This is a genomic window from Sulfitobacter sp. DSM 110093 (genome assembly GCF_022788715.1).
GTDB lineage: Bacteria > Pseudomonadota > Alphaproteobacteria > Rhodobacterales > Rhodobacteraceae > Sulfitobacter.
The window spans coordinates 829,377-842,347 of the sequence record NZ_CP085167.1 but is presented as its reverse complement, the minus strand read 5'-3'; the positions used below and the strand labels follow the sequence as shown (position 1 = coordinate 842,347).

The following is a 12,971-nucleotide window of genomic DNA, read 5'->3' as shown; positions in this document are numbered from 1 at the left end:
ATGATGCTACGTTCATACCGCAAAAGCGCGGGCGCTCTGGCCGTTGCCATGAGTGCTTTCGCAACCACAGGAGCATGGGCCGAAGCCCGCAACGTGCTGATTGTCGATGGTGCCTACTTTCCGTCATTCACGCATGTGCAGCCGGGCGATCAGGTGATCTTTACCAACAACGCCACGGGCAGCCATACGATCACAGGCGAAGGAGAGGCTTGGACCAGCGGCGCGATCCCTGTGAACGGCAGCTATACGCTCGACATCGCTGCCGATACTCCCGGCACATTCAGCGGTCAGACCTTAGAAGAGCCCGCTTTTGAAGGGGCAATCAGTTTAGATGAGCCCGCTACACAGTAAGACAACCGCCTCAGAAAAACCAAAGCCCCGCAGCAATAACGGGGCTTTGAGGGTCTAGCGCTCAGGCTTACTGGGCGAAAACCCGTTCCATATCCGCAAAACCCTTGACCTCAATCGGATTGCCCGACGGGTCGCGGAAGAACATCGTCGCCTGCTCGCCCGGCTCTCCTTCGAAACGCAGCGAAGGCTCGATAACGAAATCGACCTCTGCGCCTTTCAGCCGTTCGGCCAGCGCCTTCCAATCGTCCATCTGCAAGATCACGCCAAGATGCGGCATCGGCACCATATGTTCGCCGACTTTCCCGGTGGCTTGCGTTGCAAAAGGCTCTCCCAGATGCATCGAAATTTGGTGCCCAAAAAAGGAATAATCGACCCAAGTTTCGGTAGAGCGGCCTTCGATGCAGCCCAACACGTCGCCATAGAAGGCGCGGGTTTGGTCAAGGTCGCGGACGTTATAGGCAAGGTGGAACGGGGTGAGCATTGGTAATCTCCTATCTATCTGCCGCCTGTGTATCCTGCCGGCGCGAAGGTGCAAGTGCGCCCCGCGCCGCAGCACGGCTCCATGGGCCAAAGGCCGCCACCACGCCACATACAAAGGGCGCGCCCGCAATCGGACGCGCCCTCTCAGGTCAGGTCGAAACCTATTCTTATTTCATCGTGATGCGGCCATCGGTGTAAGGCTTATAGCTGCCGTTCTTCGCCAGATACTCCGCCGTCACATCGGCAAGGTCGGGGCCGAAATCATAGGCATTCTCGGCATCTGTGAACATTGCATAGCCATCGCCGCCATTACGGACGTAGTTGTTGGAAACCGCGCCATATGTCTTTTCAAGGTCAATGGGCGCACCCGCAACCATGACATCGCTGATACGGCTGCCCACCTCTGCCTTGGGATCAAAGGCATAGGACATGCCCGCCACCTGCGGGAAACGACCTGCGCCATCTTCCAATTGGCTTACACCATTTTCCAGCGCCTCAACCAAAGTGGCACCGCTGATTTGGAAGGTCGAGAGCGTGTTTTGAAATGGCAGCACGGTCAGCACTTCACCCATTGTCACCTCGCCCGCGTCGATAGAGGCACGCAGCCCGCCCGCGTTGGAAATGGCCACGTCGATGCCCTGATCCTTCACCCGGTCAAGCATGGCGTCGGAAACGAGGTTGCCCATGGCGCATTCCTGTGCGCGGCAAACATCGCGGCTTCCTTCGATGGTCTCTGATGTCTCAGCCACGACCTTTTGGCGCAACTCTTCCAGCGGCGCAGCACGTTCGGCAACCAGATCAACCGTTGCCTGATCTTCTTCGATAGAGGCATCCAGCAAGATCGGATCGCCTGAGATCGATGTCACCTCACCCGCGTCGTCAAAGGTCACGCTCAACTCGCCCAGATATTTACTATAGGCATAGGCCTGAACAATCGGGACATCGCCAACCATTGTTGGGTAAGCGCCTTCGGCACTGTCATCACTGTTGCTAAGCAATGTGTGAGAGTGGCCCCCAACGATCAGGTCAACGCCGGTCAACTCTTCTGCAAGCCGTTTGTCACCCGCCAGCCCGACGTGGGTCAGCAGGATGATCTTGTTGACACCATCATCCGTCAGCGCGTCAATTTCGGCCTGCGCAGCGTCCGCAGCAGGAGAGAAGATCACCTCAGGTCCGGGCGACGAGGTTTCAGGCGTGTCTTCGGCCAAGACCGAGACGATGCCAATCCGCTCGCCGCCGACCTCAAGCACCGTGGATTTGCCAATCTCACCATCCAGCCCTTCAACATCGCTGACATCGATATTCGCCGACAGCACCGGAAAATCGACCTTTGCTACGAAATCGGCCAGCCCTTCGGGGCCGTCGTCGAATTCATGGTTGCCGACGGCCATCACATCATAATCGAGCTTTGACATAAACTCGGCGGCCATCTCGCCCTTATATCGCGTATAGAAAAGTGAGCCTTGAAACCAGTCGCCTGCATCGAGCAGCAGATGGTTCTCTCCCGCGCGTTCGCGTGCGGCTTCAATCGCTGTGACCATCCGCGCGACGCCGCCGAAACACTTCCCTTCGCCGTTATCCTCGGCGCTACAGGGGCCGTCATATTTGCTGATCGGCTCAAACCGGTCGTGGAAATCATTGGTGTGCAGAATGGTGAGGTTATACTCAGCCGCCGCCATGCCACTGGTAAGCGCCAGTGCGGCGGTCGCCGTCAGGAATCGTTTCATGATAGTTCCCCTATTGGTTGTTATGCCGGTATCGTGGCGCGGCGTCAGGCCTGTGTCAAAGGTCATATCACCTGCCCTATGGTCACCCTCGGGTCTTGACCCCACTCCGCCCGGCGGGCATCAGAAGCCATGCTGATTTTCAAGATATTCCGCGCCGACGAATGGGCGGCGCTGCGCAAAGATGGGGCCACCGATGGGGCGCCGATTGATGTCACCGATGGCTATGTGCATTTCTCGACCGCCGAACAGGCCGAAGAAACCGCCGCCAAGCATTTCAAGGGCGAGGACGGGCTGTTTCTGCTGGCACTCGACAGTGATGCCCTCGGCGATGCGCTGAAGTGGGAGCCGTCACGTGGCGGCGCACTTTTCCCGCATCTTTATCGGCAGTTAAAGATCGAAGATGTGGTCTGGGCGCAGCCCCTACCTGTTGTGGACGGCACGCATGAATTCCCCGCCGGTCTGGGCGAAGCAAGCGCATGATGCCACTACTCGAAAGGTTGGGTCTGCGCGCCCTGCACCGAATTGATCCCGAAGCGGCGCACGGTCTTGCGATCCGAGCGCTGCGCGCGCGCCTTGCCCCCGCCCCCGGCCCTCAGACCTCTGCGCGCTTGCACACAACGATTGCTGGGCTTGATCTGCCGAACCCCGTCGGGCTGGCAGCAGGCTTTGACAAAAACGCGACCGCTGTGGCCCCGCTCAGCCGCGCCGGGTTCGGCTTTATCGAAGTGGGGGCCGCCACGCCCCTGCCCCAGCCCGGCAACCCGCGCCCGCGCCTGTTCCGCCTGACCGAGGACCGCGCCGCAATCAACCGCTTTGGGTTCAACAACGACGGCATGGAAGCGATCTGCACGCGGCTGTCACAGCGCGGCATCGGTGTGCCGGTGGGGCTGAACCTTGGCGCGAACAAGACCAGCCCCGACCGCGCTGCCGATTTCGCCCGCGTGATGACCGCCGCCCGCAATCACGTTGATTTTGCCACGGTCAACGTCTCCTCTCCCAATACCGAAAAGCTCCGCGATCTTCAGGGTAAGGCGGCACTCTCGGCCCTGCTCGAAGGGGTGATGGAAGTGCGCGGTGCCACGCCCGTGTTCCTGAAAATTGCCCCCGATCTCAGCCCGGCAGAGATTGAGGACGTGGCCGAGGTTGCCCAAAATTCGGGCGTTGCTGCCATCATTACAACCAATACCACACTCGACCGGACCGGCCTTGCCAGCGCCCATGCGGGCGAGGCTGGTGGCCTTTCCGGTGCGCCGCTGTTTGAGCGGTCCACCCGCGTGCTGGCACAATTGGCGGGGCTGACGGATATTCCTCTGATCGGCGTTGGGGGCGTCTCGGATGCCGAAACCGCCTATGCCAAGATCTGCGCCGGTGCCACCGCGCTGCAACTCTATACGGCGCTGGTGTTTGGCGGACTTGGGCTGGTGCGCGAGATCACCAGCGGGCTTGAGACACTACTGGCCCGCGATGGTTTTGCCAATGTGGCCGATGCCGTAGGCAGCAAACGCGAGGACTGGCTATGATCACACTTTGGCACAACCCACGCTGTTCGAAATCCCGCCAAACGCTGGCATTGATCGAAGAAGCGGGCGCACCCGTGACCGTCCGCCGCTACCTCGAAGACGTGCCGACGTTGGGCGAAATCCTTGCCGCCCGCGACACCCTTGGCCTGCGTGCCATTGCAATGATGCGAACAGGCGAAAAGGTTTTCAAGGAGCTGGGCCTGACCAAAGACAGCCCCGACGACATATTGGTGAATGCGATGGTCGCGCATCCGATCCTGATCGAACGCCCGATCGCCTTTGCCCAAGGCCGCGCGGTGATTGGCCGCCCGCCAGAGGCCGTTCTAGCGCTGCTTTAACCCGCCGCGCGCTCTAGCGCCCGATAGCGCAGCGCCAATGTGATGCCCCGTGCCACGAATGACACCAGCATCGAAATCCACAACCCGTGGTTGCCAAGGCTCGGCACCAGCACCATTGCCACGGCGACGTAGATCAAAAACGACACCACCATCATATTGCGCATGTCACGCGACCGAGTGGCACCGATAAAGACCCCATCCAGCATATAGGCCGCGCAGCCCAAAAGTGGGGCCGCGACCAAATAGGGCAGATAGACCCGCGCTAGGTCTCGCACCTCAGGCGCTTTGGCCATCAGATCAATGATCGCCCCGCCAAAGGCGACAAAAACCACCGCCAATGCAAGGCTGACCAGCAGCGCCCAGCCTGAGGTCAGCACCGCGCCGCGCCGCAACACATCGCGCTGCCCCGCGCCATAAGCCCGGCCAATAATGGCCTCTGCTGCAAAGGCGAAACCGTCCAATCCATAAGACGTAATCATCAAAAATTGTAGCAACACCTGATTGGCCGCCAGCGTCACATCGCCCAAGCCCGACCCCATGAAAAGGAAAGAGACAAAGATCGCTTGCAGAAGCAGCGACCGGATCAGGATGTCAGTATTCACCTGCATCATCCGCGTCCATCGCGGCCCATCAAAGACCTGCACCCAATCCCGCCATGCAGGTTGTGCAAAGGCGGCACGGCAGAACCACAGCCCCAGTGCCGCGCCGCTCCATTCCGCAAGAAAGGTCGCGATCGCCACGCCTTCGACACCCCAACCAAGGCCGAGGACAAACCATAGGTCGAGCAGGATATTCAGCCCGTTCATCCAAACCTGTATCACCAACACCGCACGACTGCGTTCTTGGGCGATGAGCCAGCCAGTAATCGCATAGAGCGAGATGGCGGCGGGCGCAGACCAAATGCGGATCGCCATATATTGCCGCGCCAAGGCTTCGACTTCAGCAGATGCCGGGGCAACCTGAAACGAGGCCAAAAACAGCGGCAGTTGCAGCGCCATAAGGACCAGCCCCGCGCCGGCACCGATCAGCAGCCCGCGCGTCAGCAGCGCCGCGACTTCACGCTCTTCGCCATTGCCTGCCGCCTGCGCGGTAAGACCAACGGTGCCCATCCGCAAAAAGCCAAAAATCCAATACAGCGCCGACAGGATGATCGCCCCCAGCCCTACAGCGCCGATGGGCGCCGCCGCCCCCAATTGGCCCACAACACCGGTATCGACCGCACCGAGGATCGGCACAGTGGCATTGGAAATAACGATTGGCACGGCGATCTTGAGCACCCGGCGGTGCGTTACCACATCGCGTGCTGCAAGGGCGCCACGCGCCACCGCGCGCACTTCGGCATCGGTAAGCGGTTCGGCCTCGGCGCTCGGCTCAGCCACGCTGCTGCGGCATCAAAAAATGGCCCGTGGCTTGGGCGAAAATACGGCTACGGTTGTCTTGCCACGCTTCAACATGGACGCTGGCATAACGCCGCCCCGACCGGTTGATCCGCGCCCGTGCATAGGCATCCCGCGGCAGACCGGTGCGCAGATAATCAACCGTGAAATCAATCGTTTTGGGCAGGCGTGGCAGATGATCGCTATCCAGATTATCCAGATCAAGCGCGCCGTTTTCCATGTCTTCCCAGATCAAGCCCCAGCTAAGTGTGATGATCGCCGTGATCTCAAGAAACGCCGCCGTTGCCCCCCCGTGCAGCGCAGGCAGGATCGGGTTGCCGATCAACTGCTCTGAAAAAGGCATCACCCCCGTCAGCTCATCGCCGCGCCGTTCAATTTCGATGCCCAAAAACCGGATATAAGGCACCCCTTCAACCATGGCGCGCAGCACGCCGTCGCGACGTTGTTTGACGATCTGAACCGGCTCTGGCTTGCGATGTTTGGTCATTTGTGGCCCTCTACGGTGAAGGTTCCAGTGGCAGTGGCGACAAGGTTCTCGGTATCTTCGTCCGTCGCCGTAGCGCGCACAAAGGCCACGGATCGGGTCACATGATAACAGGTCGCGCGGGTGGTGATCGTCTGGCCCGGGGTCGCTGCGCGCAGATACTCGATCCGCAGGTCCATCGTGGCCGTGGCCGACGGGTTGCTTGGATGGCTCATCACTGCCGCACCGCAACAGGTGTCCATCAGAGCCGATACCGCACCGCCACTGATCACGCCTGTCTTGGGGTCGCCCACCAGTTTGTCATCATAGGGCATCGTGATCTCGGCAGAGCCATCCCCCAGTTCCTGCAACTCCATCCCGAGCGCCATGGAATGGGGCAGCGCCTGAATGAACTGTCGCGCCATTTTCAACTTGTCCGACATGCGGCTCAACCCTTCGCATCTGGTTTTGACCTTTATCATGGGGGGATGGCGAAAGGGCAAGACCACCTGTTGCGCATCCCCGCGCGTGACCATAGTTTGCCTGAAGGGAGTAGATGCTTTGGACGATGAACGCTTAACATTCAAAGAGATGTGCGCGGCTTTTGACGTGACGCCTCGGACGTTGCGCTATTACGAATATATCGAATTGCTGCAACCGCATCGCGAGGGGCGCTCTCGTTTCTATGGCGTGCGCGAACGCGCCCGGATGAAGCTGATCCTGCGCGGCCGCAAGTTCGGCTTTGCGTTGGAGGACATCCGTCAGTGGCTGTTGATCTACGAAAAAGAGGGCACCGAGGCGCAGATGCGTGCTTGGGTCTCTATGGCTAACGGGCAGCTGGAACAACTGGCCGAGCAGCGCCAACAGCTCGAAGAGGCGATGACCGAATTGCAAAAGCTACGCGATGACACCGCTGCTGCAATCGAACCGGGCAAGGGTTAACCCCGCGCCTCTTTTCAACGGATCAGTGGCTGCCGCGCTGCGATAGCTCTGCGATGATCATTTGCAGATCAGCAGCGATGCGGATGAGGTCTGACACCGTATCAGGGCTTGCCTCTCCGGCCAGATCAAATGCGCTATTCTCAATGGTTTCTGACGCAGTTTTCAGGTCCGTGACAACACGTGTGCGCGTTTTCAGGTCAGAACCGTTTTTGAGTCCGTTGCCTGAGCCTTTATTATCTTGATTTCCTGACATGCCTCATACCTTTTTAGGTCAAGCGCCCGCACCTATAGGCTGCCCCCATCGGGGTCATGTCACGCAGTCACGCCACAATGCGGCATGTTATGCCTTTACTTCAGGGTGCCGCGTCTTTCGGGCGCCGCAGCAGCCCCGCCCCCAAGCCTCGAATGGCGGCGGTTGTGCGGTCATTCACATCAAGTTTGGAGAAAATCCGCCGCACAATCGTGTCGACGGTATGAGGTGAAATCCCAAGTATCTCGGCAATGACACCGTTGCTTTTGCCGGTGGCGATCCATTCCAATACCTCAACCTCGCGCGGGGAGAGGCCAAAGTTACGGGGCGATTGGCTTTCCGCCAATACGCAATAGCGCAGATGTGCGATCTGGGCGGCGCAAAGCAGCTTATACAGCGCACTCGGCGACAGTCGCGCCTGTTTGGCGGCAAACCCCAAGCCCACCACGGCAGAATCCCCACCCGGACCGTGGACCTTCAGTGAAACGCCGCCATTTGGATGACGCCGCAGAAGCCCTTCCATATAGAGCGTCTCGCTGCGGGTCAGACGCGCCTCTCTGACAACGTCATACCAGTAGACCGGCAGCACCTGATTTCGGACCATGGCTCCCAGCGGGCTATCGCGCAGTCTCTCAATATCCAGAAACTGGGAATGCCATTGAGGTTCTTCCGCACCTGTGGGCGCAAAGCGGTAAAGGATCGCGGGCGCGCCTGCGCTATCACCATGATAACTTACCAAATCGATCCCATGCAATTGGTAGTAGGCCAGTCCGCAGGCCAGTAGGGTCGCGGCGGTCTTTGCTTCGTGGCAGCCGTGAACCAGTTCATCCAGCGTTTTGGGGTTGTGCTGACTGAGGTCTATCATCTCGCGTCCACTCCCATGCCCAAGCGCCGTGGTGCGGATAACACTGCCCCCGCCGCCTTTGTCAAACCTACGTGTAAATGCTTCGCCCATAAAGTGACGCAACGTATCGCTTACGTCAACGTCAGCTTCCATTGTATCAGAAGTGCCAGTCCCCACCTGAAGTCCAGAAACGACCATCGGAGAGTGATGAGATGACCGCCGACACACTGACCATCCGCCAGATGTGCGACGCCTATGAGGTGACCCCCCGCACCCTGCGGTTCTATGAAGCGAAAGAACTGCTCTTCCCGCTGCGGGAAGGTCAGAAACGTCTGTTCACCAAAAGCGATCGCGCCCGGCTCAAGCTGATCCTGCGCGGCAAGCGCTTTGGGTTCAGCCTCGAAGAAATCCGCCAGTTGCTTGATTTGTACCACATGGGCGACCAACAGCAGACTCAAATCGCCGCCGCCTATGACGTGGCCCGCGCCCGTCTGGCCGATCTGGAATCGCGCCGCGAAGAGCTGAACGAAGCAATCGAAGACCTTAAAGATCAGTTGAAATGGGGGGAAAAGATGATCGCCTCCATGAACCAACCGCGCCGCGCCGCTGAATAAATTCCGACATCCATAAAAAGACCATCCGGAGAGCCTAGATGCCCAGCTACACAGCCCCCACCAAAGACCTGCAATTCGTCCTGCATGACGTGCTGAAAGTCACCGAAAGCAAGACCCCCGGCTATGATGAGCTGGAGCCTGATTTCACCTCCGCCATTCTTGAAGAAGCAGGCAAGCTAACCTCCGAGGTGCTGGCACCGCTGAACGCCGCGGGCGACAAAGAAGGCTGCCGTTTGGAGAATGGCGTGGTCTATACGCCGAAAGGCTTCAAAGAAGCCTTTGAAAAGGTGAAAGAAGGCGGCTGGACTGGTCTCGACATGCCCGAAGCTTACGGCGGGCAGAACATGCCTTATGTCCTCGGCACCGCCGTGGGCGAGATGTTCTCTGCCGCGAACCAAGCCTTCACCATGTATCAGGGTCTCACCCACGGCGCGGCCTCGGCGATCCTTGCTCATGGCACCGACGCGCAAAAAGACACCTATCTGCCCAAGATGGTGTCCTGCGAGTGGACCGGCACGATGAACCTGACCGAGCCGCATTGCGGCACCGATCTGGGCCTGATGCGCACCAAAGCCGCGCCACAGGATGACGGCAGCTACAAAATCTCCGGCCAGAAAATCTTCATCTCCTCCGGTGAACATGACATGGCCGACAACATCATCCATCTGGTGCTCGCCAAGATCGAAGGCGGCCCCGAAGGCATCAAAGGCGTGTCGCTCTTCATCGTGCCCAAGTTCATGGTGAACGAAGACGGCTCCTTGGGTGAGCGCAACGGCGTCTCCGTCGGCTCCATCGAAGAGAAGATGGGCATCCACGGCAACTCCACCTGTGTGATGAACTACGACGGCGCGACCGGCTATCTGCTGGGCACCGAACACAAGGGCATGCGCGCCATGTTCACCATGATGAACGAAGCCCGCGTCGGCGTCGGCATGCAGGGGCTGGCACAGGCCGAAGTCGCCTACCAAAACGCCGTGATCTACGCCAACGACCGCCTGCAGGGCCGCGCTGTGACCGGTGCCGTGGCCCCTGAAAAGCCTGCCGATCCGCTGATCGTCCACCCCGACATCCGCCGCTCGCTGATGGACCAGAAAAGCTTCGTCGAAGCCGCCCGCGCCTTCATCCTCTGGGGCGCCACCATGATCGACGCGGCCCACCGCGCCGAGGATAAAGACGCCGACGGCCTCGTGTCGCTGCTGACACCGGTCATCAAAGGGTTCTTGACCGATCAAGGCTACGACATGACCGTGAAGGCCCAGCAGGTCTACGGCGGCCACGGCTATATCGAAGAATGGGGCATGTCCCAATTCACCCGCGACGCCCGCATCGCGCAGATCTACGAAGGTGCCAACGGCGTGCAGGCGCTCGACCTCGTGGGCCGGAAACTGGCCCAAGACGGCGGCAAACATGTTATGGCCTTCTTCGATCTGGTCAAAGGCTTCATCAAAGACAACGCAGGCCAAGATGCCGAGTTTGACGCGGCCTTCCTCGACCCGCTGAAAGCGGCCAGCAAGGACCTGCAATCGGCGGGCATGTACTTCATGCAGAACGGCATGAAGAACCCCAACCACGCGCTCGCAGGCTCCAACGACTTCATGCATATGTTCGGCCATGTCTGCCTTGGCCTGATGTGGGCCAAAATGGGTTTGGCGGCGAAACAAGCATTGAAGAACGGCAGCGGCGACGCCACGTTCTACGAGACCAAGATCGCCACCGGCCGCTACTATATGGCGCGCCAACTGCCCGCCACGGCGCTGCACCTGACCCGCATCCAATCGGGCGCGGATACTGTCATGGCGCTGGAGGCCGCAAACTTCTAAAACGGGTGGTGGGGGCCTGCCCCCACCCTGCCCAACACCCGGAGAGACCATGCCAAAACGCTTCCGCCTGACCCGCCGCTTCCCCGTCGCCATGACCGAAGAGGGCTACCGCAGGCTCAAGAAGTTCAGCACGGATGCAGGTCTTGATGAAGGGGAAGCACTGTCGTTCCTGTTCGAGAATTTCAACTCGGTCATGAACGAAGAAAACCTGACCGCGCGGCTACGCCTGTTCAACGCCGAACTGGAAAGCCGCAAACGCTGAACCCTGGGGAGGGGCGGATGACGCAAGGCAAGACATCCAGCTGGATGACCGACGAACACCAGATGATCGCCGATATGACGGCGCAGTTCATCAACGCCGAATGGGCGCCCAAGTTCGAGAAATGGCGCAAGCAAGGCCAGATGGACCGCGAGACATGGGCCCAAGCCGGTGAGCTCGGCCTGCTCTGCCCCTCGGTGCCCGAAGAATACGGCGGCGCCGGCGGTGATTTCGGCCACGAAGCCGCCATCCTGATCGAAGGCTCGCGCGCCAATCTCGCCTCATGGGGCCACGGCATCCACTCGGGCATAGTGGCGCATTACATCCTCGCCTATGGCACCGAAGACCAAAAGAAGCGCTGGCTGCCAAAAATGGTCTCGGGTGAGCTGATCGGCGCACTGGCAATGACCGAACCCTCCACCGGATCGGACGTGCAGCGGATCAAAACCAAGGCGACCCGCGACGGCAACGCATACAAGCTCTCGGGTCAAAAGACCTTTATCACCAACGGCCAGCATGCCAATCTGATCATCGTGGCAGCCAAGACCGACCCCAAGGAAGGCTCCAAAGGCGTGTCGCTTGTCGTGGTCGAAACCCACGGCGCACAGGGTTTCCAACGCGGCCGCAACCTGGACAAGATCGGCCTGCATGCGGCGGACACCTCGGAACTGTTCTTCGACAACGTCGAAATCCCACCAGAAAACATCCTTGGCCAAGACGAAGGCCAAGGCTTCTACCAAATGATGCAACAACTCCCGCAAGAACGCCTGATCATCGGCTGCGGTGCGGTCGGCGCGATGGAAGGCGCCGTGGCGCGCACGATTCAATACTGCAAAGAACGCGAAGCCTTCGGCGGCCCGCTGACTCAGTTCCAGAACACCCGCTTCCAACTCGCCGAAGTGAAAACCAAAACCATGGTGGCCCGCGCCTTCCTCGACGAATGCATCAGCGAACATCTGCGCGGGGAGCTAACCGTCGATAAGGCCGCGATGCAAAAATACTGGCTGACCGACACCCAAGGCGAAGTGCTTGATGCCTGCTTGCAACTGCACGGTGGCTACGGCTTCATGCAGGAATATGCGGTCGGCGAAATGTGGGCCGACGCACGGGTGCAGCGCATCTACGGCGGCACAAACGAGATTATGAAGGAACTGATCGCGCGCAATCTCTGACCCCGCGCCCAGCCCCGGCCGCCGCGCAGAGGTATTTAAGAAAGGATGAAAATAAGGGCGCAAGACCCCTCTTCATCCTTTTACTAAATACCGTCCAACCGTGCCGCGAACGACGACAGATTGAGGAGGAATGATACGTGACCATCCAGCTTTACTGCTTTGGCGAATCTGGCAATGCCTATAAGGCGGCGCTCGCTTTGGAACTTTCGGGGCTTGCTTGGGAGCCGATCAAGGTCGACTTTTTCGGCGGCCAGACGCGGCAGCCCGACTACCGCACGCAGATCAATAACATGGGCGAAGCGCCGGTGATGATCGACGGCGATTTGCGACTTACCCAGTCGGGCGTCATTCAGGATTACGTCGCGGAAAAGACGGGCAAATTCGGCGGCCGCGACGCGACGGAACGGCGTGAAATCATGCGGTGGGTGCTATGGGATAACCACAAGCTGAGTGGTGTTGCTGGGATGACCCGTTATCTGATGAATTTCCTGCCCGAAGACAAACGCCCCGCTGAGGTTATTGCCTTTAGCCAAGGGCGGCTCAAGGCGGCTTACGGCGTGCTGAACGACCATCTCGACGGCCGCGATTGGATCGTGGGCGACGAATTGACCAACGCGGACCTCAGCTGCTGTGGGTATCTATATTACCCCGAGCCCTTTGGCTTCGACCGCAGCGACTGGCCGCATATCGACGCGTGGCTCACGCGTCTGAGCGAAACACCGGGCTGGAAGGCCCCATACGACCTGATGCCCGGCAGCCCTGCTGACCGCGCTTGACCATCGGAGGACATGAAC

17 protein-coding genes are annotated in these 12,971 nt (G+C 59.7%); 10 read left to right on the top strand and 7 right to left on the bottom strand.

Annotation, left to right across the window (positions count from 1 at the left end):
• The first annotated feature begins 3 nt into the window (after positions 1–3).
• The gene (locus tag DSM110093_RS04070; protein WP_243266805.1) at positions 4–351 is read left to right on the top strand and encodes a hypothetical protein; all 348 of its coding nucleotides are present in this window, start codon (positions 4–6) and stop codon (positions 349–351) included.
• Positions 352–418: 67 nt separating this feature from the next.
• Here the strand turns inward: DSM110093_RS04070 and DSM110093_RS04065 are convergent, their stop codons facing one another.
• The gene (locus tag DSM110093_RS04065) at positions 419–832 is read right to left on the bottom strand and encodes a VOC family protein (RefSeq protein WP_243266804.1); all 414 of its coding nucleotides are present in this window, start codon (positions 830–832) and stop codon (positions 419–421) included.
• Positions 833–998: 166 nt separating this feature from the next.
• Complete coding sequence (locus DSM110093_RS04060; protein ID WP_243266803.1) at positions 999–2,558, bottom strand: bifunctional metallophosphatase/5'-nucleotidase; 1,560 nt, start codon at positions 2,556–2,558, stop codon at positions 999–1,001.
• 129 nt (positions 2,559–2,687) lie between these two features.
• On the opposite strand from DSM110093_RS04060, the gene DSM110093_RS04055 reads away from it, so the two are divergent.
• Genes DSM110093_RS04055 through arsC form a run of 3 tightly spaced genes read left to right on the top strand, consistent with a single transcriptional unit; the run spans position 2,688 to position 4,416 of the window.
• On the top strand, positions 2,688–3,038 hold the full coding sequence (locus DSM110093_RS04055; RefSeq protein ID WP_243266802.1) for a DUF952 domain-containing protein: 351 nt from the start codon (positions 2,688–2,690) through the stop codon (positions 3,036–3,038).
• The gene (locus tag DSM110093_RS04050) at positions 3,038–4,078 is read left to right on the top strand and encodes a quinone-dependent dihydroorotate dehydrogenase (protein ID WP_243267666.1); all 1,041 of its coding nucleotides are present in this window, start codon (positions 3,038–3,040) and stop codon (positions 4,076–4,078) included. Before DSM110093_RS04055 ends, DSM110093_RS04050 begins: the two co-directional genes overlap by 1 nt.
• Complete coding sequence (gene arsC / locus DSM110093_RS04045; protein WP_243266801.1) at positions 4,075–4,416, top strand: arsenate reductase (glutaredoxin); 342 nt, start codon at positions 4,075–4,077, stop codon at positions 4,414–4,416. The genes DSM110093_RS04050 and arsC overlap by 4 nt, the downstream gene beginning before the upstream one ends.
• Here the strand turns inward: arsC and DSM110093_RS04040 are convergent.
• From DSM110093_RS04040 to DSM110093_RS04030, 3 genes are read right to left on the bottom strand one after another with little or no spacing between them, the layout of a single operon-like run.
• Positions 4,413–5,750, bottom strand: coding sequence for an MATE family efflux transporter (locus DSM110093_RS04040; protein ID WP_243267665.1), 1,338 nt, complete (start codon positions 5,748–5,750; stop codon positions 4,413–4,415). The genes arsC and DSM110093_RS04040 overlap by 4 nt on opposite strands.
• 37 nt (positions 5,751–5,787) lie before the next feature.
• Complete coding sequence (locus tag DSM110093_RS04035) at positions 5,788–6,300, bottom strand: PaaI family thioesterase (RefSeq protein ID WP_243266800.1); 513 nt, start codon at positions 6,298–6,300, stop codon at positions 5,788–5,790.
• Positions 6,297–6,719, bottom strand: coding sequence for a PaaI family thioesterase (locus tag DSM110093_RS04030; protein ID WP_243266799.1), 423 nt, complete (start codon positions 6,717–6,719; stop codon positions 6,297–6,299). Before DSM110093_RS04030 ends, DSM110093_RS04035 begins: the two co-directional genes overlap by 4 nt.
• 118 nt (positions 6,720–6,837) lie before the next feature.
• Between DSM110093_RS04030 and DSM110093_RS04025 the strand changes: the two genes are divergently transcribed.
• Complete coding sequence (locus DSM110093_RS04025) at positions 6,838–7,218, top strand: MerR family DNA-binding transcriptional regulator (protein ID WP_243266798.1); 381 nt, start codon at positions 6,838–6,840, stop codon at positions 7,216–7,218.
• A 22-nt stretch (positions 7,219–7,240) separates the two neighbouring features.
• On the opposite strand, the gene DSM110093_RS04020 is transcribed toward DSM110093_RS04025, so the two are convergent.
• Together DSM110093_RS04020 and DSM110093_RS04015 are read right to left on the bottom strand one after the other, a co-directional pair.
• The gene (locus DSM110093_RS04020) at positions 7,241–7,471 is read right to left on the bottom strand and encodes a hypothetical protein (RefSeq protein ID WP_243266797.1); all 231 of its coding nucleotides are present in this window, start codon (positions 7,469–7,471) and stop codon (positions 7,241–7,243) included.
• 100 nt (positions 7,472–7,571) lie between these two features.
• Positions 7,572–8,465, bottom strand: a complete 894-nt coding sequence (locus DSM110093_RS04015) for a helix-turn-helix transcriptional regulator (RefSeq protein ID WP_243266796.1) — start codon at positions 8,463–8,465, stop codon at positions 7,572–7,574.
• Positions 8,466–8,524: 59 nt separating this feature from the next.
• Between DSM110093_RS04015 and DSM110093_RS04010 the strand changes: the two genes are divergently transcribed.
• The 5 genes from DSM110093_RS04010 to DSM110093_RS03990 all read left to right on the top strand — a co-directional run bounded on the left by DSM110093_RS04010 (position 8,525) and on the right by DSM110093_RS03990 (position 12,953).
• Positions 8,525–8,926 (top strand): MerR family DNA-binding transcriptional regulator, encoded by a 402-nt coding sequence (locus DSM110093_RS04010; RefSeq protein WP_093926948.1) that lies wholly within the window; start codon positions 8,525–8,527, stop codon positions 8,924–8,926.
• Positions 8,927–8,964: 38 nt separating this feature from the next.
• The gene (locus DSM110093_RS04005) at positions 8,965–10,746 is read left to right on the top strand and encodes an acyl-CoA dehydrogenase C-terminal domain-containing protein (protein ID WP_243266795.1); all 1,782 of its coding nucleotides are present in this window, start codon (positions 8,965–8,967) and stop codon (positions 10,744–10,746) included.
• A gap of 49 nt (positions 10,747–10,795) precedes the next feature.
• Positions 10,796–11,008, top strand: a complete 213-nt coding sequence (locus tag DSM110093_RS04000) for a hypothetical protein (RefSeq protein ID WP_067630099.1) — start codon at positions 10,796–10,798, stop codon at positions 11,006–11,008.
• Between the two features lie 17 nt (positions 11,009–11,025).
• Positions 11,026–12,177: an acyl-CoA dehydrogenase family protein gene (locus tag DSM110093_RS03995; protein ID WP_243266794.1), complete on the top strand. Its 1,152-nt coding sequence runs from the start codon at positions 11,026–11,028 to the stop codon at positions 12,175–12,177.
• Positions 12,178–12,314: 137 nt separating this feature from the next.
• Entirely contained in the window at positions 12,315–12,953 is a 639-nt protein-coding gene (locus tag DSM110093_RS03990; RefSeq protein ID WP_243266793.1) for a glutathione S-transferase family protein, read from the top strand.
• Positions 12,954–12,971: the final 18 nt, after the last annotated feature.